Origin of the sequence: Vibrio sp. 10N.247.311.47 (genome assembly GCF_041467535.1) — a bacterium.
Taxonomy (GTDB): Bacteria; Pseudomonadota; Gammaproteobacteria; order Enterobacterales; family Vibrionaceae; genus Vibrio; species Vibrio crassostreae_C.
On record NZ_JBFSUR010000022.1, the window covers coordinates 16012 to 38402 of the forward strand.

Genomic DNA, 22391 nt, shown 5'->3' on the forward strand with positions numbered 1-22391 from the left:
TGATGAGAAATATGATTGAGCCACTCCAAGCGTGGTGGACTTCAATAAGTCAAAGAGAGCAACGACTAGTGATTGGTTGCTCAATTCTATTGGTGGTCGGTGTCGTTTATTGGGGGCTAATCCAGCCACTCAGTCAGCGAGCTGAACTTGCGCAGACCCGCATTCAAAGCGAGAAGCAACTACTGGCTTGGGTAACCAATAAAGCCAATGAAGTGGTTGAACTACGAGGCAGTGGCGGCATTAGTGCCAGTCAACCTCTGAATCAATCTGTGCCAGCTTCTATGCGTCGCTTTAATATCGAGCTAATACGCGTGCAACCACGTGGCGAAATGTTGCAAGTGTGGGTAAAACCTGTGCCTTTTAATAAGTTCGTTGACTGGCTAACATACCTGAAAGAAAAACAGGGTGTGGAGGTTGAGTTTATGGACATTGATCGCTCCGATAACCCAGGGGTTATTGAGGTCAACCGACTACAGTTTAAACGAGGTTAATGTGAAACGCGGTTTATCTTTGAAGTTAGGTTTACTTTTTGGCGGCATCTTTATTGTCTTTTTCTCGGTTAGTCTGTTGCTGCATCTACCGGCCTCTTTTGTACTCAAACATGCACCGGCTGTGCGTGGCTTGAATATTGAAGGTGTTGAAGGAACGGTTTGGCAGGGCAGCGCCAATAATATCGCCTGGCAGCGTGTTAATTACGGTTCAGTACAGTGGGACTTTCAGTTCTCTAAACTCTTCCAAGCCAAAGCTGAATTAGCGGTTCGTTTTGGTCGTAATAGCGACATGAACTTGTCAGGAAAAGGGCGTGTTGGGTACAGCATGAGTGGTGCGTATGCGGAAAACTTAGTCGCATCAATGCCCGCTGCTAACGTGATGAAATATGCTCCAGCCATTCCAGTCCCGGTTTCAATTGGTGGAAAGGTTGAGCTGATGATCAAGCATGCGGTTCATGCTCAACCTTGGTGTCAGTCTGGTGAAGGTACTGTGGCTTGGTCTGGTGCTGCAGTCGATTCACCTGTTGGTTCATTAGACCTTGGTCCTGTGATTGCGGACATAACCTGTGAAGACAGTACAATTGCAGCCAAAGGCGTTCAGAAGAGCACTCAAGTAGACAGTGAGTTCTCAGCGAGTCTAACATCTAACCAGCGCTACACATCTGCAGCGTGGTTTAAACCGGGTGTTGAATTCCCGCCAACGATGCAAAATCAGCTTAAATGGTTGGGTAATCCTGATAGCCAAGGTAAGTACCAGTTTACTTATCAAGGTCGTTTTTAGCTAAACGGCTAAGGGTCACTAAATTACGAGATATAAAAAACGGGCACCTCACTGAGGTGCCCGTTTTGTTTGTTCTGAGAATCTAGAGGATATCTGACAGTTAAAGGGAGCAAACTCGCCTAGTCTTTGCCTTGCAAAATTTCTACCCACGGTAAATCTGCATCACCGAGTACAATGAAGTTCGGGTTTTCTAGCGTTTCTCTTTCATTGTACGAAAGCGGTTCTAGTTGAGTACTTAAGATACGTCCGCCAGCTTCTTCAACAATGCACTGCGTTGCGGCGGTATCCCACTCTCCGGTTGGTCCAAGGCGCAGATAACAATCCACAGCGCCTTCTGCGACTAAACAGGCCTTAAGCGCTGCTGAGCCTAGAGGAACCAAATCATAATTCCATGCTGAGCTCATACGGCTAGTGATGCGATTGATGTCCTGGCGACGGCTGATCGCCATGGCGATTGACTGGTTTGGCAGCTCGTGACGATGCGTTTTGATTTTCACGCTGTCATTAAGGTCTGGGATCTTCCAAGCGCCTTTGCCACTGTAAGCGTAATAGCTCACACCTGAAACGGGTGCGTATACCACGCCCATCACTGGCTTGTTATGCTCGATTAGGGCGATAATTGTCGCGAAATCACCACTTCGTGCGATGAACTCCTGGGTGCCGTCCAGTGGGTCAACTAACCAGTAGCGATCCCATTGAGAGCGTTGCTCTAGGCTGATGTCGGCGTCTTCTTCGGATAATACGGGAATATCAGGCGTCAATTCACTGAGTTTTTTTAATATCAGCTTATGTGCTGCAAGATCGGCACTGGTTACTGGAGTGTCATCACTCTTAATGAACTCTTCGTAATCCTTTTTCTCGTAGATCTCTAAGATGAGTTGACCAGCAGAGCGAGCAATCTCAATGACAGAGGGTAGGAGGTGAGACAAATCTTTTGTTATTGGCATAAATGTTCTCTTACTCTTAGAGCGAGCCTGAATGTTCTAGTTATTGTTTAATACACGAAGGCTTAAAAGCAGGGCTGTAATACTCCGAGCCTCACAGAAATCGAGATGTGTTAACAGTTCTTCGGCTTGAGCAAGTGGCCAGCGCACAATATCGAGAGGCTCTGGCTCATCACCTTCTAGCTTTTCTGGGTAGAGGTCTTCTGCAATAAACAGCGTCATTTTGCTAGAGAAGTAAGAGGGTGCAAGGATCACTTCCTTCAGCGGAGTAAGCTTGTTGGCACCGAAGCCTATCTCTTCTTTGAGTTCGCGAACGGCGGCTTCGTTTGGCTGCTCACCTGGATCAATCAGCCCTTTTGGAAAGCCAAGTTCGTAGCGTTCAGTTCCCGCTGCATATTCACGTACTAATAGAATATCGCCTTGCTCAGTAATAGGAACCATCATCACTGCGTTGCGCCCGCTGGGCTTCATGCGTTCGTAAGTGCGCTCTTCGCCGTTTGAAAAGCGTAAGTCGAGAGACTCGATAGAGAATAGTCTTGATTGAGCGACAGTTTGTTTAGCCAAAATCTCTGGCTTGGTCCTTTTCGTCATTGCGCTCGCTCCTTAGCTCATTGGAATTCTTTCTTATAAAGTCATTCTAATATAGGGGAAATGACCTTGAGTTCCTAGATCCGAGTTTTCATATCCGAAAATTATTGAAGCAGGAATCGATTACGATCACTTGAATACCTTACTCAAGATGGTAACGAGGTGAAAATATGGTTGTATAGCAAAAGAGTATAGAGAGAACGCGATAGTCCTAACTTGCTTATCCACATAACAAAAAAGGTTGATGCTTGCGCATCAACCTTTCAAATAACAACTAACACTAAATCAGTGATTAGTAGTAAGAGTGCTCACCACGATCGTGCTCAGTTGCATCACGAACAGCAGTCAGTTCACCTTCAAACTGTTGAAGAAGTTCTTTCTCGATGCCTTCTTTTAGCGTTACATCAACCATAGAACAACCGTTACAACCACCACCGAATGCTACAATAGCTGCGCCGTCTTCAGTGATTTCTACCAAGCTAACGTGACCGCCGTGACCAGCAAGTTGCGGGTTAACTTGTGTTTGAATTGCGTATTCAACACGTTCTAGAAGTGGTGCATCGTCTGCGACTTTACGCATCTTAGCGTTTGGTGCTTTAAGCGTTAGCTGAGAGCCCATTTTGTCAGTAACGAAGTCAATTTCAGCTTCATCTAGGAACGGTAGGCTTAGCTCATCTACGTATGCAGAGAAAGCTTCGAATTTAAGCTCTGTGTCAGACGCTTCGATAGCATCTGTTGGGCAGTAAGAAACACCACACTCTGCGTTTTGTGTACCCGGGTTTACCACGAACACACGAATGTTTGTACCTTCAGGCTGCTGTGACAGCAGATTGGCAAAATGAGTTTGAGCTGTTTCTGTAATAGTAATATTTGACACGACGAATACCTGAGTAGATTTGTAGGTTATTAGCGCCATTCTACTCCTGTCAGATTTGTAATTCAGCCCTTTTTTGTTGGATTGCTGTACAAGTAGTGATTCACAGCTTTTATCCAGAGGGCTCAGGAGTGCGGCAGATGCAGTAAATATCAATCCTTTTAACGTCCACTTCAAGTAGTAATTGGCATAATTGATACACAGTACTGCCGGTGGTTACAACATCATCAATTATCGCGACGTGAGAGGGGATAGTTCCTTGAACGTCTTGTTTTCGCAGCGCAAAAGCGCTCTTTAGATTGTGTAATCGTGCGGATTTAGTCAGCCCCTGCTGGGAAGCCGTTGAGCGAATTCGACGAAAGAGCACATCACTTTCAACGCCAAGCTCTTGAGCCGTGTAGTCGGCTAGCAGCTTACTTTGATTAAAGCCGCGATGAGTATATCGACGCCAATGCAGCGGCACGCTGGTGATCAGCGGAGCAGGATATTCGATACGTGATGCCAATAGCTTAGATAGATCACGTGCAAACCAAAACTTATCAGCGTACTTCATTTGCTGAATGTAACCTGCTGTAGGGAAGGTGTAATCGCCGACACAGTAGAGGCGATGCCAAGGTGGAGGTTGAGATAAGCACTGTCCGCACTGCTCTACTGTGAGCAGTGTTTTTAAACCACATCGTTGGCAGCGTGGTACTGGCTGAAAGAGTTTGAGACAAGAATTGCACCATCGAGGATGTGTATCACTGGGCAGTTTATCAAGTTTGCACAGGTGGCATTGAGGTGTGACCAGACGTGGTGTGTGTTTTTGTAGCCAATCGGATAACATAGCTCGTGATGCCTTTGGGTTATGGTGTTCCTTTTGCTCACCATACTGAAAAGCGCGGATTATCGCTGATGGAAAAAGTAGGGAATATTGAGAATGAGTGACGCGTTATATTGGCATGTTTCTGGGCAAGGGCCTGATTTAGTACTGGTTCACGGCTGGGGAATGAACGGTGCGGTATGGCAACAAACCGTTAATGCATTACAAGCTGATTTTCGAGTGCATGTTGTCGATTTACCAGGGTATGGACACAGCGCGCACTGCCACGCTCAAGATCTTGAAGAGATTGCTCAGCAGCTTTTGGCCGAAGCACCAAAGCAAGCGATTTGGGTGGGTTGGTCACTTGGAGGCTTGGTCGCAACGCACATGGCTCTCCATCACTCAGATTACGTGAGCAAGCTGGTGACTGTCGCCAGTTCTCCCAAATTCGCCGCTGCAAAAGAGCCCGTGTTATGGCGAGGCATTCAGCCCAACGTATTAAGCGCATTTACCGAGCAACTGGTTGAAGATTTCCAAACCACCATCGAACGCTTTATGGCATTGCAAGCCATGGGCAGCCCTTCAGCAAGGCAAGATGTAAAACAACTCAAGCAAGCGGTGCTGTCTCGCCCGTTGCCGAACCCTGACTCATTATTGGCAGGATTAAAGATGCTGTCGGATGTCGATCTGCGTGAACAACTGCCTGAGATTTCAGTACCAATGCTACGCTTGTATGGTCGATTAGATGGATTGGTGCCAATCAAGGTTGCGAAAGACTTAGGCACAGCCTTGCCTCATACCGAGCAATACATATTTACCCAGTCTTCGCATGCACCGTTTATGACCGAAGCGGATGCCTTTTGCAGTGAGCTTGTCAGCTTCGCACAAAAATAATTGCTAAATATATATCCGGCTTGGTCGATATATAAGCTAATACCAATCACAGTAAGTAAGTGTTCAAAAATAGCGTAGGTAAAAGGCTTGAGAACAAGGCAGCTTTTTTTTGACAAGTAGTTTCGATAAGTAGTTATTCTACAATCAAAAAATTTAACGCCGTTATCGAGCATTTTAACAAGCTAGGATGATCAGTTATTTACTACGATTGGTATAACACCAACGTGTTGCATGATACTCAGACCTAACTCTCTCCAGAGCTGATTGCGGTAAGTTGGGCTATGCCTGTTGTGCGTTCTCGGTATAACAGTGCTATGGCAATATTGATGGGCGATTCTTGAGGAGAGTTCGCGATGATTGTGTCACCTGCAACTGCAGTGAGTGTGCCACTAATCGCCCCGTCCGTTAATGTGCAAACAGAGCAAGTTGCGCGTGATAATAGAGTCCGAGAACCTATTGCTCCCGCAGTAGCATTGGCGAGAACCAATGCAGAGCGTAAGGTAAAATCAGACGATAAACGAAGGCAGCAGTCGGCTTGGGATCCTTCAGACCATCCAGGTTATGAAATGGAGAACGAGTCAGAGGCCAATTCGGTTAGCCAAGAAGAGCCACAAGACCCTTTTGATCGGCTGTTCAGCTTATTGGCACTGAAAACATACAGTGCTGATCAAGGCAAAGGCTATACCATGCGTTTCCGCCTGCCAAAGCATGTTTTAGATGCGGCGATTCAGGAAGGACAGATGGAGAAACGACGTAAGGTCATAAAGTATCATTATGGTCATGCTGTTGCGCCTCATGCTCCATCAGAGATGTTGGTGGTCTTATAAATCAAAAGTTTACGAGTCAACCAAGCTTCGATGTCTTTTTTGAACACATAATAAAAAAACCTGCATACCCTAAGGGATGCAGGTTTTCTGTTTTAAGCACATCAGCTTTTTAGATGAGCTAATGGATTACTTTTTCGCTTTAGCAAAAGCGGCAGCGAATGCTCCACCCATTGCAGCGTTTTGTTGCGGCTCTTCACGACGGCGTTGGCCACCTTGCGAGTTTTGATTCGAGCGGTTTTGTGTACGAGGTGCACTTGAACGTTGAGCACGGTTGCCTTGTCCAGGCTCGTCCTTCATACGCATGCTCAGTGCAATACGTTTACGCTGAACATCCACTTCCATCACCTTCACTTTCACGATGTCGCCCGCTTTAACCACTTCACGTGGGTCAGAGACAAAGCGATCGGTGAGTGCTGAAATATGAACTAAGCCATCTTGGTGAACACCAATATCAACGAAGGCACCAAAGTTAGCCACGTTCGATACCACACCTTCTAGAATCATGCCTGGTTCTAGGTCTGAAACGCTGTTTACGCCATCTGCGAAGGTTGCAGTCTTGAACTCAGGGCGAGGGTCGCGTCCCGGCTTATCCAGCTCCTTGATGATGTCGGTGACCGTTGGAACACCAAAGTTTTCATTGGTGTAATCAACCGCGTGCAAACCACGTAAGAAGTCTGTGTTACCCACCAGAGATTTGATGTCTTTGTGGTTTTTCTCGGCAATGGTTTTCACTACTGGGTAAGCTTCTGGGTGAACCGATGATGCATCTAACGGGTTCTTACCATCCATAATACGTAGGAAACCAGCACACTGTTCAAAGGCTTTTGGCCCTAAGCGAGCGACTTTCTTTAGCGTAGTACGTGCTTCGAAGCGACCATTCTCATCACGGAAATCCACGATGTTCTGAGCGATGGTGCTAGAAAGGCCGGCTACGCGAGTAAGTAGCGCGGCAGACGCTGTATTCACATCAACGCCTACGGCGTTTACACAGTCTTCGACAATCGCATCTAGGCGCTTAGCGAGCATAGTTTGGCTCACATCGTGTTGGTATTGGCCCACACCGATCGATTTAGGGTCAATCTTCACTAGCTCTGCCAGTGGATCTTGCAGACGACGAGCAATAGACACCGCACCACGAATTGATACATCCATGTTCGGGAACTCTTTTGCAGCTAGTTCAGACGCGGAATACACCGATGCGCCCGCTTCGCTAACAATGATCTTTTGCGCTTTTAGGTTGCCGCGTTTAATTACGTCTGCCACAAAGCTGTCGGTTTCGCGTGAAGCCGTACCGTTACCAATCGCAATCAAATCAACATTGAATTGACGAACCATCTGCTCAACCACGTGTGCCGATTTGTCGTATTGCTTTTGAGGTGGGTGAGGGTAAATAGTTTCTGTTGCCAAAACCTTACCGGTTGAATCCACGACAGCGATTTTCGAACCGGTACGTAAACCTGGGTCCAAGCCTAAGGTTGCTCGAGGACCAGCTGGCGCTGCCATGAGTAGGTCTTTTAGGTTGGTTGCGAATACTTCAATCGCTTCGATCTCTGCACGCTCTTTCATTGCGCCCATCAATTCAGTTTCCATGTGCATAGAAACCTTGATGCGCCATGCCCAGCTAATCACTTGCTTACGCCAAGCATCCGCAGGTGCGCTGCTTAGGGTAATGCCGTAGTGATCAGAGATGATGTTTTCGCAGTATGAACCACGTACACCTTCTTCTTGCTCTGGGTCTGCGTTCATTGCCAGTGTTAAGAAGCCTTCATTACGGCCACGCAGCATGGCAAGTGCACGGTGAGACGGCACTTTGCTGAGTGTTTCGTTGTGCTCGAAGTAGTCTTTGAACTTCTCGCCTTCTTGCTCTTTACCTGTCACTACACGAGCGACTAGCTCTGAGTTGCGTGTTAGGTGTTGGCGAATCTTTTCTAGTAGGTTTGCGTCTTCCGCAATGCGTTCCATGATGATCGCACGAGCACCATCGAGAGCAGCTTTGGTATCGGCAATGCCTTTATCGTTGCTGATGAAGTTCGCCGCTTCCGTTTCTGGATCGTGCTGCGGTTCATTCCACAGTGTGTCGGCAAGTGGTTCTAAGCCCGCTTCAATCGCGATCTGGCCTTTAGTGCGACGCTTTGGTTTGTAAGGTAGGTATAAATCTTCTAGACGAGTCTTGCTGTCGGCTTGAGTGATATCACGCTCGAGTTCTGGCGTGAGTTTACCTTGGTCTTGAATCGACTTAAGAATCGTTTGGCGACGATCATCAAGCTCACGAAGGTATGAAAGGCGACTATCAAGGTTACGTAGCTGGGTATCGTCTAAGCCACCCGTAACTTCTTTACGGTAGCGGGCAATAAAGGGAACGGTATTACCGTCGTCAATTAGGTTTACTGCGGCAGTGACTTGCTCAGAACGGACATTCAGTTCTTCAGCGATCAGTCGACAGATAGCTTGGCTCATCCGATGAATCTCTTATTTAATATCATGACAAATACATGGGGGTGAGCGTACGCTTTTTCTAGCTTTGGCTGTGTAATTATCCTGTCAGAAGTCGAATTTCCGTTTCTGATACCCGCTTTGTGCGAGATCTCTTACAAGTGATGTGAGAGTAAGTCGCTTTAGACCGATGAAATCGTCTTGATGTTACACTAAGTTGCTGATTTTATTTGATTGTGTGTTTGTGGGCGTATTTCTCACCTGAAATGTTTTTTAAGACTATCTAGGAAACACGGCCATTTGCCGTAATATTTAACTTGTCGACAGGGAGTTGGCAGGAACAGGAAAAAGCCTAATGGACTAGGTATCTTCAGGATGAAGATTTGATTACTTAGGATGAGTGGTCAGCAAGGAAGTGATAATCTCTGGATGAGATTCGCCAGTCAGGATGACAGGCTAGAATGGACACCGCTAGGATGGCGATGAACAAAAAGGAAATTGGTTAAAGGATTTAGCCACTATCAAGGAAAGATGCAGGGAGCACCTTATCTCGAAGAGATAAACAGTAGCCGGATTGCTGCGATAGAGACTTAACCCCGCTAGGCGAAAGCCTTGCGGGGTTTTCTTTTATCTGGAGTTTGGGTTTGCTGAACACTCAGTTTATCGCTAAGTGTTTATTAAGTTTGGTTATTCGTTGTCTGCGTAGCGAATCGAGTTAATGAACCACTCTTTGTCGCCTTCCGGTGTTTTTACCGTAAACTCGTCATCTACTTCTTTCTTGAGCAGAGCTCTAGCCATTGGTGAGTCGATAGAGATATAGCCTTTAGCATCGCCGTAGATCTCTTCTGGGCCGACAATTCGAAACTTCTTAATTTCCCCATCATCATTCTCAATTTCGACCCAAGCACCGAAAAATACCTTACCTTCTTGTTGTGGCGAGTAATCAACGATCGTGACATCAGGTAGGAACTTTCTTAAAAAACGCACTCGGCGATCGATCTGACGAAGTAGACGCTTATTGAAGGTGTAATCTGCGTTTTCTGAGCGATCTCCAAGGCTTGCCGCCCAAGTGACTATCTTAGTAATTTCAGGGCGTTTCTCGTGCCATAAGTGGTCATGTTCTGCTTTGAGCTTGTTATAACCTTCTCGAGTAATAAGTTTGGTTTTCATAAATCTGACTTAATGAAATGATGATCTAAGATAGAATATATAGAAAGGCAACATACGTTAACAATTATTTAGGCGACTTTTTCTCCAATAATGTTACATTTTTAATGTCTTATACCAATATACAATTTACCAAGAATGCTTAACCTTAGGTTTAAGCTTTAATAGGTGGAACCATTACATGCAAGAAAACTACAAAATTTTAGTGGTCGATGACGATGCTCGTTTACGTGCACTGTTAGAGCGCTATCTGTCAGAGCAGGGCTTTCAAGTGCGTAGCGTGGCAAACAGTGAGCAGATGGACCGCCTGTTAACCCGTGAAAATTTTCACTTGATGGTATTGGATTTAATGTTGCCGGGCGAAGATGGTCTATCGATCTGTCGTCGTCTACGAAACGCAAACAACTCGCTACCAATCCTGATGCTTACTGCAAAGGGTGATGAAGTGGATCGCATTGTGGGCTTGGAAGTGGGTGCTGATGATTACCTGCCAAAACCATTTAATCCACGTGAACTGCTTGCTCGTATTAAAGCTGTACTGCGTCGCCAAGTCATTGAAGCACCGGGTGCACCAAGCACAGAAGAGTCTGTGGTTGAGTTTGGTGAGTTCCGCTTGAACTTAGGTACTCGCGAAATGTTCCGCGGTGAAGAGCCAATGCCGCTTACTTCGGGTGAATTTGCGGTTCTTAAGTCCTTGGTAACGAATGCTCGTGAGCCAATGTCTCGCGATAAGCTGATGAACATGGCTCGTGGCCGTGAGTATTCAGCAATGGAACGTTCTATCGATGTTCAGATTTCACGTCTGCGTCGTCTAGTTGAAGAAGATCCAAGCAAACCTCGCTACATCCAAACGGTGTGGGGCTTGGGTTATGTATTCGTTCCAGATGGCAAAGCTGTGTAATTCAGCTTAATAAGCTCTACAGTAGCTTTATCGATTCTGTGAATCTTACGGGTCATCTCATTAATATGCGATGGCCCGTTTTCTATTCAGCACAATGGTTTAGAGTTATAGTCATATAACACTTTCTTTATCTTTCTACATCTCGGGTACCCCATGCGTATACGTAGCTCCTTTACTCAGTCGATAGTGCTTTTCTTAACGCTATTGGTCGCTAGCCAAATTTTTTCTTATTACGCGGTGTTTAACTATGCGTTGATGCCAAGTTTGCAGCAGTTTAATAAGATTTTGGCTCACGAGCTAAACCTGGTATTGGACCAAGGCAGTGATATCGAGATCGATGCGCCATTGCGTCAGCGTGTGCTTGAACAGCTCGGGGTAACCGTTCACGCCAAGGACAGCGAAGCGGCGGGTGAGTATTACCATGCGGTCGCAATCGACCTGATGAGTGAGGAGATGACCAAGGAGCTGGGTTCTGAAACTGAAGTGCGGCTGATCTTGGGTAAAGAGAGCTATGTGCTTTGGATGGACATTGCGCAGTTACCCAACTCTTTAATTCGTATTCCGTTATCAGAGCTGCAAGAAGAGGATTTTGCACCACTGTTTCGTAACAGTCTGATCATGGCGCTGTTGATTGTCGCAGGTGGTTGGCTGTTTATCCGATTGCAAAACCGTCCGTTGATAGCGCTAGAGAAAGCGGCGCAAGGTGTCGGGCGAGGTGATATTCCACCGCCATTGCCAGTTCAAGGCGCACAAGAGATTCGCTCGGTAACTCGAGCCTTTAACCAGATGTCGAAAGGCATCCAAGAGCTAGAAGAAGACCGCGCCTTGTTGATGGCGGGTATCAGCCATGATTTACGTACTCCGTTAACGCGTATTCGCTTAGCGACTGAGATGATGTCACCAGAGGATGCCTACTTAGCTGAGGGGATTATCAGTGATACCGAAGAGTGTAATGAAATCATCAGCCAGTTCATGGATTACCTAAAGCCTGTCGACCGAGATTCATTCCAAGCGGTGTTTGTCGATGATATTGCTCGTGAGGTATCGAGCTCTGAGGGTGGCTACGAGGTTCAGATTGAAACCGATATTCCAGAATCGATGAAGCCAGCGCTAGGTAATCCGATCGCGATGAAGCGTGCTGTGAGCAACTTGGTGGTGAATGCGCTGCGTTACGGTAATGGTTGGGTCAAGGTATCAACTGGTATGACGGCGGATAACAAGCTTGCTTGGGTGACGGTAGAAGATAACGGGCCGGGTATTCCACAAGACCAGATCGGAAAGCTGTTTGAACCTTTCACGCGTGGTGACACGGCTCGTGGTAGCGAAGGAACGGGCTTGGGCTTAGCAATTGTGAAACGTATCGTTAGCCAGCATCAAGGTGCTGTTGTGGTCAATAACCGCAGTGAAGGTGGCTTAAAAGCGCAGATCAGTTTCCCGGTTAAGCCCTAGTTATCATCGGTCCGTTTGATGACGATAAGTTCGGTTCGAGGAACGGTTAAGAGATCCCCGACTCGGTCATTCTTCCCTCTCCGAGGATGACGAATTGCTAACCATGGACTTTGATGATGAAAGTTTACTTTGATCGTCATTCCCTATCGTGAGGAACGAGCGAATAGGGAATCTCGCTCTTGCTTGATGAAAGTAACGCACACTAAAAAGGCTTCCTTGAGGAAGCCTTTTTTACGTTTGAATACGGTCTCAGTGTTAACTATGCCTTAGTGTTAACTACGCCTTAGAGTAAACATCGCGTTCACCCAACCAACGGTTGATGATCGCCTTAGCATTGTCTGGGTAGCTATCGTGAATATGACGCGCAATACGCTGCACTTCAGGTATCAAACGTTGGTCACGAATTAGATCGGCGATCTTGAAATCAGCCAAGCCAGTTTGTTTGGTACCGAGCAATTCACCGGGGCCACGGATTTCTAAGTCGCGCTGTGCAATCACAAAGCCATCGTTACTTTCACGTAGCACACCTAGGCGTTTCTGAGCGGTTTTAGACAGCGGAGAGTGATACAACAATACACAATGACTTGCGACCGAACCTCGGCCGACACGGCCACGCAGTTGGTGCAGTTGCGCTAGGCCAAGACGTTCTGGGTTCTCGATGATCATTAAGCTCGAATTCGGAACATCCACGCCCACTTCAATCACGGTTGTCGCAACCAATAGATGCAGCTTGTTCTCTTTGAACTCTCGCATCACCGCTTGTTTCTCGGCGGGTTTCATACGGCCATGGACTAAACCAATTTTTACGTCAGGCAGTTTGCGTTGTAGCTCTTCTGCTGTATCAGCTGCAGCTTGAGCTTCCAGTACTTCCGATTCATCAATCAGCGTACATACCCAGTAGGCTTGTTTGCCTTCATTGAGACACGCATTTTTCACACGTTCAACAATATCATCGCGCTTGGTATCAGGAATTGCCACGGTTTGAATTGGGGTTCGTCCCGGTGGCAGTTCATCAATAATCGAAGTTTCGAGGTCGGCATAGGCCGTCATTGCTAACGTTCGTGGGATTGGGGTAGCGGTCATGACCAACTGATGGGGGTAGTAGCCTTGCTTTGCGCCTTTCTCACGTAGCTCTAATCGCTGGTGGACACCAAATCGGTGTTGCTCATCAATGATCACTAAACCAAGGTTTTTGAACTCGACATGCTCTTGGAACAAGGCATGAGTACCGACCACCATTTGCGCTTCGCCACTGGCAATACGTGTTAGTTCAGTTTCACGAGCTTTGCCTTTGAGCTTACCTGCTAGCCATCCAACTTGAATACCCATTGCCTCAAACCAGTTGGCAAAGTTAATCGCGTGTTGTTCTGCGAGTAGTTCAGTGGGTGCCATAAGTGCTACTTGTTGACCGTGTTCCAATGCGCGAACCGCCGCCAGTGCAGCGACTAAGGTTTTACCAGAGCCCACATCACCTTGCACTAAACGCATCATAGGATGCGGCTTTTCCAAGTCAGCTTCGATCTCTTTGGTCACTCGTGCTTGGGCATTGGTTGGTGAAAACGGCAGCTGAGCCAGTAGCTTATCTTTAAGGGTGTTTACTGGAGGAAAAGGCATTGCCTTGTCTTGCTGCCCTTTGCTACGAACAGACAACATAGACAGGTTTTGAGCCAGTAACTCTTCCATAATTAGGCGCAGTTGCGCAGGGTGCTTGCCTTCATCAAACAGCTCTAGGTCAATGCCCGGGGGCGGCCTGTGAATGGTATGCAGTGCTTGTGCGAGGGTAATTTGGTGGTCGTATAAACCTGATGGGAGAAGCTCGTTAACTGCGGCCTTGTCGATTAGCTCTAAGGCTTGATCGGTAAGATTACGCAGCGTGACTTGTCTTAGCCCTTCGGTGGTTGGGTACACCGGAGTCAGATTGGCTTCAACGTCTGGCTGTTGCCTCGGCGCAAAGAATTTGTAGTCAGGGTGGACGATCTCAAGCCCCATATTACCGCGCTTGATCTCACCATAAGCATGCACTTGTTTGCCTTCGGCAAAGTTATTCTTCATGCCTGCAGTGAAGTTGAAAAAACGCAGTGTAATAGTGCCATTACCATCACTGATCTTTACTGCGAGCATCTTACGTTTACCGAAAATGGTATCGACGTGCATTACCTTGCCTTGCACTGCTGCCCATAAACCAGCATGCAGTTTTACGATTGGATAGATACGCGTTCGATCTTCATAGCGCAAAGGCAGGTGAAATAGCAGGTCTTGTACATTGTTAAGCCCAACCTTCTCTAGTTTCTCTGCGACTTTAGCGCCGACTCCAGATAAAGAGTTGAGAGGGATAGCAGATAAAAGCTGTGACATAACAAGGCTCATAAACGTAAGAGAGATGATCTATTCAAGCATTTTACTGGATTTTTGTACAGGCAGGAATGGGAGGGAGCGCGGTAAATACTAGGATTACGGTTATAAAAATCCCCTTAAGCGATAAAGCATTAAGGGGATTTAAATTCTTGGCAAAACTATTATCAAGTTTAAACGTTAGTTCTTACGACGTCTTACTTTCAGCGCGTGTGGCATCACACGTAGCTTTTTCATAATACTTGCAAGATGAACACGATCTTTGGTGGTCAGCAAGATAGTCACTGTGTACAGGCGTCCATCACGTTCTTCAGTTGAAATACCGTGAATGTTCGAGCCTGTTTTCGAGATAACGTTAGTTAACTCAGCCAGTGCACCTTGGTGATTCTGCAGATCAACCTGAAGTTCAGCAGTGAACTCTTGGTCGTAATCGTCAGACCATTCAACCGCCATGTACTTGTCTGGTTCTTTTTGGTAACCACGAACGTTTGGACACGTTTCACGGTGAACCACAAGGCCACGACCTGGAGAGACATGGGCAATGATGTGATCATCTGGAATCGGGTGACAACAGTTGGCGAACGTTAGCAGTAGACCTTCAGCACCACGGATTGGAAGTTTCTTCCTAGGCGTGTCGCTGTTGTTTTCTACTTCAGTCAGTTCGTCAGCATCACCTAGCAGGCGACGAGCAATCACGATACTCATCAGCTCACCAAGACCAATTGACGCTAGCAAGTCTTCAATACTGTCGAGACGAAGATCAGACAATACATGTTCAACGTTCTCTTGGCCGATATCACCAATCGAGTGTTCGCCAAGTGCGTGGTTCAGTAGACGACGACCTAAGGTAATCGACTCTTCGCGGCGCATAGTCTTCAGAACCTGACGGATCTTAGTACGCGCACGTGATGTCACCACGTAGTTGAGCCATGCTGCATTCGGACGTGCGCCCGGAGCACTGATGATCTCAATAGTTTGACCGTTCTTCAGCGATTTGCTGAGTGGGTAAGGGTTCATGTCTACACGAGCACCTACACACATGTTGCCGACATCGGTATGCACCGCGTAAGCAAAATCGACCGCTGTTGCGCCTGCAGGAAGTTCGACAATGCGACCCTTCGGCGTGAACACGAAGATCTCATCTGGGAACAGATCAGACTTAACGTTTTCAATGAATTCGAATGAGTTACCTGCGCTTTGTTGTAGCTCAAGTAAGCTCTGCATCCAACGTTGTGCTTTAACCTGTGCGGTTGTGCCATTACTGCTGCGTGAGCCGTTGCCTTTGTAAGACCAGTGCGCTGCGACACCTTTGTCTGCCATTTGATCCATATCTTCAGTACGGATCTGAACCTCAACTGGCACCCCGTGAGGGCCGATCATTGACGTGTGCAGAGATTGGTAGCCGTTGGCTTTTGGTACCGCAATGTAATCTTTCATGCGGCCAGGGCGAGGCTTGTACAGGCTGTGAGCCTGACCAAGTACGCGATAACAAGTATCTGGGGTATCAACCACGACGCGGAAAGCGTAGATGTCCATAATGGTGTGGAAGCGCTGCTCTTTAGTTTTCATCTTGTTGTAGATGGAGAACAGGTTTTTTTCACGACCAAGTACGCGAGCAGGCAAACCGACCTCTTCAAGGCGGCCTTCAATTTCGCTATGGATACGTTGGATCATTTCCTTACGGTTACCACGCGCAGCTTTCACTACGTTTTTAAGTACGCGATAACGGTTAGGATAGAGGGCTTCAAAGCCCAGCTCTTCTAGTTCGGTCTTGATGTTATGAATACCAAGACGGTGAGCTAGTGGAGAATAAATCTCTAGGGTTTCACGAGCAATACGACGCTTTTTGTCAGGACGAAGTGCCCCAAGCGTGCGCATGTTGTGAGTACGGTCAGCTAATTTGATCAAGATAACGCGGATGTCTTGCACCATGGCGAGAACCATCTTGCGGAAGTTCTCTGCTTGCGCTTCTTTGCGATCACGAAATTTAAGCTTATCCAGCTTAGATACACCATCAACCAATTCAGCAACGGTATTGCCAAATTTTTCCTCTAGATCTTCTTTAGTGACATCACAGTCTTCGATGACATCATGAAGCAGAGCAGCTTGCAGGGTTTCGATATCCAGACGCATTTCTGCCAGGATTCTTGAAACAGCTACAGGGTGGATAATGTATGGTTCACCGCTTGAGCGGGTTTGCCCTTCATGGGCGTCTCTCGCTACCACATAAGATTGACGCAGAGCCTCAATTTGAGGCTCTGTTAGGTATTCTTGGGCAACGTCTTTGAGGCTATCGAATAGATACAAATTAAAGGCCCGGAAGGTTAATTAGTTCGAATGACGTTCTTAACGAGTGTGAGCGATGCTGCTTACTGCTGCAAGTTCAGCTGCTTCTTGCTCTTGTTGCTCTTGACGCTCACGAGCATCTAGTACGTCTTTAGTGATAAGACCTTCTTCGATTTCGCGAAGAGCGATAACCGTTGGCTTATCGTTTTCTTCAGGCACTAGTGAATCTTTACCGCCAGTTTGCATTTGACGTGCGCGGCGAGCCGCAATAAGAACTAGGTCGAAACGGTTGCCAACTTTTTCAACAGCGTCTTGAACAGTTACGCGTGCCATGAGGACTCCAAATAGTAATTAACTAATAAATTTTTGATGACGAGAAAGTATACAAGTTTAACTAGATACTTTCTAGATCACCGTATACTTATCTCAATAGAAAATCTAGGGGATCTAGATTATTCCGCTAATAAAGCAGTAAGCATGCCGCTGTATTTCGCTGCTTGCTTATCTTCTTTTAAGCGCTCCGCACGAATGATAGCTCTGAAGTCCATTAGGGCTGCATCAAAGTCGTCATTCACGATCACATAATCATATTCTGCATAGTGAGAAATCTCTGATTTTGCTTCGCTCATGCGTTTCGCAATAACTTCGTCGCTGTCTTGACCGCGAACATTCAAACGACGCTCTAGTTCACCATTTGATGGTGGAAGAATGAATACACTCTTCGCTTGAGGCATTTGTTCACGGATCTGACGAGCACCTTGCCAGTCGATATCTAGGAATACATCGATACCGCGGTTTAGGTTTTCTTCAATCCAAACGCGTGAAGTACCGTAGTAGTTGCCGAACACTTCAGCGTACTCTAGGAATTCACCTTTAGTAATAAGGTCTTCAAAATGATGCTTCTCTACGAAGTGGTAGTGAACACCATTTTCTTCACCAGGGCGCATACCGCGAGTGGTGTGTGAAACAGATACCTTCATTGCGTAGGTTGGATTGGTTTCTAGCATTGCTGAGATCAAGCTCGACTTACCTGCGCCACTAGGTGCAGATACGATGTAAAGAGTACCTTTGCCCATCTGTATATTTCCACTGTTGGTTGGATTGAGTGAAGGCAATAAACCTACACTTTAAAAGATAGCACTGACTCTAATTTTTGTTCCGATGGCGCATCTACTAATTGTGCCGTTGGTTACGTCTATAAAGAGATAACGAGTAAAACTAATAGAAGCAACTGGTGAAAATTAGGTCAGAAAAATGGAGGCGAAGAGTAGCATATTTAGATGATTGAGAACAACTGGCTTGATCGTTATTTATCAGCAAATGATCTTCTCAAAGATCTTTGTATAAATGTAATGACTCGTCATCGGTACTTTTTTATGTGATCTGGACAAAATTTGTTGAAGTTTTAATCTCAATCCTTACAATCCGCGCAAACGATTAAATGCTGTATATATCTAGGGTCTGTTGACCTTTCGCGATGGAGTTTTGTTCGAGAAAAAATCGTTTTAGGCGCGGCAAGGAGTTTGTAACCTAGCATTCTAAGTAAAGACTCCTTAACAAAGCATAAAACGATTTTAGCCGAACCCTTCGGGCAGCGTTTGTTGGTGATTTCTACTGCGTTATCGACTTCTTATGTAGGCTAGCTACACATCAAAGTCTCTGCCTTGTAGAAAACCCCAACAACTCGCTGCAAAAATCATCTCGAAGGGCCAACAGACCCTACTAAACTAGATGTTTCTACTACCGAGCCTACCTTGGTGACTACAGTTTTTAGTGTAGAGACCTCTCTATTCTCACAGCATTTGAATCACCAAATTCTTAATTTATTGCAAAGGTTTTGTTGTGAGTACCGATTCCACCCTGAAAGCCCAGAACACCTCTGGCTCGCTTGATTCGATGTTTAAAATCACTGAAAGAAAAACCACGATTGGCACTGAGCTGTATGCGGGTTTCATTACTTTCTTGGCGATGAGTTACATTCTGGCGGTTAACCCAGCAATTTTGGGTGATATTCCAGGCATGGACAAAGGTGCCGTGTTTACTGCAACGGCTCTGTCTGCGGCAATCGCAACCCTAATTATGGGCATTTGGGGCAACTACCCTGTAATGCTAGCGCCGGGCATGAGTATGAACGGCTTTTTCAAAGGTCTGCTGTTAAGTGGATCTGTTGCCGTGCTTTGGAATGAAGCGCTGTTCGGTATCTTCCTATCTGGTATTTTGTACCTTGCGTTCTCATTGACCAATATTCGTAAATCGATGATTGAATCGATTCCTGAAGATTTGAAGTTGGCGATTACCGTGTCTCTCGGACTGTTCATTGCTTTCTTAGGTCTTAAGAATGCGGGCATTATCGTTTCTAACCCATTCGTACTGGTTGGCTTAGGCGATATTTCCGATCCAAAAGTGATCATCGCTTATGTGAGCATCTTCATCGCATTGGGTTGTATGGTTCGTGACATCAAGCTAGCAACGTTCATCTCGTTTGTTTCAGCTATCGTATTGACGATTCTTGCTGACGTCTTCATGGGCACTTCAAATGCACCAATCCCAGAGCAGTTCATTGCTATGCCACCAAGCATGGCAGGCAGCTTCGGCGCTATCTTTGATTTCTCTGCTTTCACGCCAGAGAAAATGTTCGACCTACTGTTCATCGTACTTATATTCTTGATTGTCGATTTCTTTGATGGCTTGAGCACCATTGTCGGCGTTGGCCGTGATGCGGGCATCATCGATAAAGACGGTAAGGTGCCAAACGCGAAATCGGCTCTAGTAGCAGATGCGGGCGGTACTGTGATTGGCTCTATTCTTGGTACCACATCAATTACCGCATTCTCTGAGTCTGGCATCGCTTCTTCTCAAGGTGCGAAAACGGGCTTGGCAGCAGTCATGGTGGCTGGTCTGTTCCTAATCTCGCTATTCCTATACCCAATCTTCTCTATCTTCTCAGCAGCTATGGTTGCGCCTGCGATGGTAGTGGTTGGCATCTACATGGTCGGTCGTCTTGGTCTGATCAACTGGGAAAAGAAAGAGTCGCGCATTGCAGCCTTCTTTACCATCATGTTCACAGTACTAAGCTTCTCTCCAGCGAACGGTATGGCGATGGGCTTTATCAGCTACGCATTCACAATGGTTGTGGCAGGTAAGCGTAAAGAAGTACACCCGCTTATCTACGGACTGTGTGTGGTGTTCTTAACTTACCTGATTCTGCTTTAAGGTTAATTAGCCACTAAGAAGTCGCTAAGTAAAAGACAAACAGATGGCTCTGCAGTGAATGCGGGGCCATTTTTGTATCTGTCGTCTCTCTAGAGTACGCGACTTATATTGATGCATGCTATTGTAGAGACTGGATTAATTATTTCTTGAAGAGTGACTATGCCTTCTAACTTACCTAGATCTTTTAGTAAGCCGTTTTTAAAAGTATTCCACATTATGGAAGCGGTATTGCTGGTGGCGATCACGCTGGCGACCTTGTTTGCGATGGTCGAAGAGTTCATGCATGTCTTCGCTGAACGCCGAGTGCAATTGACCGACATTCTGCTGATGTTTATCTATTTAGAAGTGTTGGCGATGGTTCAGCAGTTTGTGATGAACGGTAAGATTCCAGTGCGATACCCAATCTATATCGCGATGATGGCGATTGCTCGTTACATAACATTAGGCATGAAAGAACTCGATGCGGTATTGATCGTTTGGTTATCTTTAGCGGCATTTATTTTGGCCGCAGCAACGCTATTAATTCGTGTTGGACATCATTACTGGCCATATGTCGATCTCAGAACTAAGCAGCCGGACGAGTAAAATTTTTGAGATCAAAGTCTTACAAATCAAGCCCGGCGACCTAGCTGGGCTTGAATTCAAGCCAACCGAACAAAAAAACATCAATTATTTTCAAATAAAGCTTTACAACCCGACCCAGATCACCAAGAATGGCCTCGCTCTGTTTTCAGAGTTATTAAATGAAACATCAGTTGTAAAGTAAAACCCTTAGTATTGCTTCATTGTTATTCTCAGTGTTTCCCTTGGCTTCATAGATACATTAAATAATTCAAGCTTTCAGCGCATCGCACTTTTGGCGATTAATTTTTTATTTTTATATAAGGGACACATCATGTCTAACAAAACAAACGGCGTAGTAAAATGGTTTAACGAAGAGAAAGGTTTCGGTTTCCTAACTCAAGACAACGGCGGCGCTGACGTATTCGTACACTTCCGTGCAATCGCTTCTGAAGGTTTCAAGACTCTTAAAGAAGGCCAACAAGTGTCTTTCGAAGTAGAGCAAGGCCAAAAAGGTCTTCAAGCTGCAAACGTTGTAGCTCTATAAGATTTTAAGTCGACGCAGGTTGCATTAGCAACTTGCGTCACTTTCCCAGCTTAATCTTCACTTTCTATACCTCTTCTGCTTTAACTTCTTATCTCCTGTTTAGAAATTTTTATTTCCCTCTGAAATACCCTTAATACCTTTTTACTCTCGTTATCCCATTATTTCGTTATACCCACTACTTCGTTACCCCCTTATCGCAATCCACAATCTATACTTCGTTCTAAGTTACTTTTCCGGTTCAACTCTCTGATCTCCGATTTTTGCTCATTTACTTACGGTGATTGGCATTATTGTATCCACAAAAAAAGCCCCTAAAACTAGGAGCTTATCTTGATCTAATCAACACTGTTAGTTAATCAACACTGATTCAGTTAATGGCTATTCAGCGTGTTACTGACAAACTGTTATTCAATATTCTGAATTTGCTCACGCATCTGTTCGATAAGAACCTTAAGCTCTACGCCTGATGCTGTGATGTCTGTGCTGATAGACTTAGACGCTAGCGTGTTTGACTCACGGTTGAACTCTTGCATCATGAAGTCTAGCTTACGGCCACAAGCGCCGCCTTTCTTCAGTACTGCATTCGCTTCTTTCACATGAGAATCTAGACGGTCTAGCTCTTCTGCTACGTCTGACTTCTGCGCTAGCAGGATAAGCTCTTGCTCAACACGAGAACCTTCAAGTTCGATTTTCGCATCTTCAAATTTGGTAAGAAGACGCTCACGTTGCCACTCTAGGATCTCAGGCATGCGTGCACGAACTTTCACTACTTCTTCAGTGATTGCATCTAAGCGCTGTACGATTAGCGCCTTCATGTTCTCACCTTCACGAGCACGAGCATCAATGAACTCTGCGATAGCATCGTTGAATGCTTCAAGTAGGTCTTTGTTGATGGCATCCATGTCTTGCTCTGGCGTTTCCATCACACCAGGCCAATTCATGACTTGGAATGGGTTCAAACGGCTGTCTTCACCTGTCATCGTCATTACTTGGTTCGCAGCATTGATTACTTGCTGAGCCAAACCTTCGTTAATGCTTAGTTCGCCCTTTGCAGCAGGGTTTGCTTCAAAGCGTAGGTTACATTCAACCTTACCGCGTGCAAGACGCTTACGGAAACGCTCACGCAAGATTGGCTCTAAACCACGGAACTGTTCAGGCATACGGAAGTAAGTTTCTAGGTAGCGTTGGTTTACACTACGGATTTCCCATACTGCGCTGCCCCAATCGCCTTTTACTTCTTTGCGTGCGTACGCGGTCATACTATAAATCATCGAATTTTCC

Annotated in this window: 20 protein-coding genes; 9 read left to right on the forward strand and 11 right to left on the reverse strand. The window is 46.1% G+C overall.

Going from position 1 to position 22391, the window contains the following annotated elements:
- The first annotated feature begins 2 nt into the window (after positions 1-2).
- Entirely contained in the window at positions 3-491 is a 489-nt protein-coding gene (locus AB6E51_RS14975) for a type II secretion system protein M (protein ID WP_102332602.1), read from the forward strand.
- Position 492: 1 nt separating this feature from the next.
- Positions 493-1272 (forward strand): type II secretion system protein N, encoded by a 780-nt coding sequence (locus AB6E51_RS14980; protein ID WP_372058093.1) that lies wholly within the window; start codon positions 493-495, stop codon positions 1270-1272.
- Positions 1273-1391: 119 nt separating this feature from the next.
- On the opposite strand, the gene cysQ is transcribed toward AB6E51_RS14980, so the two are convergent.
- From cysQ to AB6E51_RS15000, 4 genes are all read right to left on the reverse strand, one after another.
- Positions 1392-2219 (reverse strand): 3'(2'),5'-bisphosphate nucleotidase CysQ, encoded by an 828-nt coding sequence (gene cysQ, locus AB6E51_RS14985; RefSeq protein WP_017062477.1) that lies wholly within the window; start codon positions 2217-2219, stop codon positions 1392-1394.
- Between the two features lie 36 nt (positions 2220-2255).
- Entirely contained in the window at positions 2256-2807 is a 552-nt protein-coding gene (gene nudE / locus AB6E51_RS14990) for an ADP compounds hydrolase NudE (protein WP_017062476.1), read from the reverse strand.
- 289 nt (positions 2808-3096) lie between these two features.
- Entirely contained in the window at positions 3097-3681 is a 585-nt protein-coding gene (gene nfuA / locus AB6E51_RS14995; protein ID WP_004741449.1) for a Fe-S biogenesis protein NfuA, read from the reverse strand.
- A 109-nt stretch (positions 3682-3790) separates the two neighbouring features.
- Positions 3791-4504: a ComF family protein gene (locus AB6E51_RS15000; protein WP_170962812.1), complete on the reverse strand. Its 714-nt coding sequence runs from the start codon at positions 4502-4504 to the stop codon at positions 3791-3793.
- A 93-nt stretch (positions 4505-4597) separates the two neighbouring features.
- Between AB6E51_RS15000 and bioH the strand changes: the two genes are divergently transcribed.
- On the forward strand, positions 4598-5374 hold the full coding sequence (gene bioH / locus AB6E51_RS15005; RefSeq protein ID WP_017063077.1) for a pimeloyl-ACP methyl ester esterase BioH: 777 nt from the start codon (positions 4598-4600) through the stop codon (positions 5372-5374).
- Positions 5375-5727: 353 nt separating this feature from the next.
- The gene (locus tag AB6E51_RS15010; RefSeq protein WP_017066129.1) at positions 5728-6201 is read left to right on the forward strand and encodes a hypothetical protein; all 474 of its coding nucleotides are present in this window, start codon (positions 5728-5730) and stop codon (positions 6199-6201) included.
- A 126-nt stretch (positions 6202-6327) separates the two neighbouring features.
- Here the strand turns inward: AB6E51_RS15010 and AB6E51_RS15015 are convergent, their stop codons facing one another.
- A complete protein-coding gene (locus tag AB6E51_RS15015; RefSeq protein ID WP_372058094.1) occupies positions 6328-8658 on the reverse strand; it encodes a Tex family protein in 2331 nt (776 codons plus the stop codon).
- Positions 8659-9321: 663 nt separating this feature from the next.
- Complete coding sequence (gene greB / locus AB6E51_RS15020; RefSeq protein WP_017062470.1) at positions 9322-9804, reverse strand: transcription elongation factor GreB; 483 nt, start codon at positions 9802-9804, stop codon at positions 9322-9324.
- 178 nt (positions 9805-9982) lie between these two features.
- Here greB and ompR point away from each other — a divergent pair, with 178 nt between their 5' ends.
- Together ompR and envZ are read left to right on the forward strand one after the other, a co-directional pair.
- The gene (gene ompR, locus AB6E51_RS15025; protein WP_008218409.1) at positions 9983-10702 is read left to right on the forward strand and encodes a two-component system response regulator OmpR; all 720 of its coding nucleotides are present in this window, start codon (positions 9983-9985) and stop codon (positions 10700-10702) included.
- Positions 10703-10855: 153 nt separating this feature from the next.
- On the forward strand, positions 10856-12151 hold the full coding sequence (envZ, locus tag AB6E51_RS15030) for a two-component system sensor histidine kinase EnvZ (protein WP_102332605.1): 1296 nt from the start codon (positions 10856-10858) through the stop codon (positions 12149-12151).
- 276 nt (positions 12152-12427) lie between these two features.
- Here envZ and recG read toward each other — a convergent pair whose 3' ends face one another.
- The 4 genes from recG to gmk form a co-directional block, all read right to left on the reverse strand.
- Complete coding sequence (recG, locus tag AB6E51_RS15035) at positions 12428-14506, reverse strand: ATP-dependent DNA helicase RecG (protein ID WP_017066313.1); 2079 nt, start codon at positions 14504-14506, stop codon at positions 12428-12430.
- 177 nt (positions 14507-14683) lie between these two features.
- On the reverse strand, positions 14684-16810 hold the full coding sequence (gene spoT, locus AB6E51_RS15040) for a bifunctional GTP diphosphokinase/guanosine-3',5'-bis pyrophosphate 3'-pyrophosphohydrolase (protein WP_019826453.1): 2127 nt from the start codon (positions 16808-16810) through the stop codon (positions 14684-14686).
- 39 nt (positions 16811-16849) lie between these two features.
- Positions 16850-17122: a DNA-directed RNA polymerase subunit omega gene (rpoZ, locus tag AB6E51_RS15045; protein ID WP_009848003.1), complete on the reverse strand. Its 273-nt coding sequence runs from the start codon at positions 17120-17122 to the stop codon at positions 16850-16852.
- 119 nt (positions 17123-17241) lie between these two features.
- Positions 17242-17865: a guanylate kinase gene (gene gmk, locus AB6E51_RS15050; RefSeq protein WP_017062466.1), complete on the reverse strand. Its 624-nt coding sequence runs from the start codon at positions 17863-17865 to the stop codon at positions 17242-17244.
- 766 nt (positions 17866-18631) lie between these two features.
- Here gmk and AB6E51_RS15055 point away from each other — a divergent pair.
- From AB6E51_RS15055 to AB6E51_RS15065, 3 genes are all read left to right on the forward strand, one after another.
- The gene (locus tag AB6E51_RS15055) at positions 18632-20002 is read left to right on the forward strand and encodes an NCS2 family permease (protein ID WP_372058095.1); all 1371 of its coding nucleotides are present in this window, start codon (positions 18632-18634) and stop codon (positions 20000-20002) included.
- 159 nt (positions 20003-20161) lie between these two features.
- A complete protein-coding gene (locus tag AB6E51_RS15060) occupies positions 20162-20587 on the forward strand; it encodes a phosphate-starvation-inducible protein PsiE (protein ID WP_050652097.1) in 426 nt (141 codons plus the stop codon).
- A 310-nt stretch (positions 20588-20897) separates the two neighbouring features.
- On the forward strand, positions 20898-21110 hold the full coding sequence (locus AB6E51_RS15065; protein ID WP_004735656.1) for a cold-shock protein: 213 nt from the start codon (positions 20898-20900) through the stop codon (positions 21108-21110).
- Between the two features lie 404 nt (positions 21111-21514).
- On the opposite strand, the gene AB6E51_RS15070 is transcribed toward AB6E51_RS15065, so the two are convergent.
- Entirely contained in the window at positions 21515-22381 is an 867-nt protein-coding gene (locus tag AB6E51_RS15070) for a YicC/YloC family endoribonuclease (protein ID WP_017059268.1), read from the reverse strand.
- Positions 22382-22391: the final 10 nt, after the last annotated feature.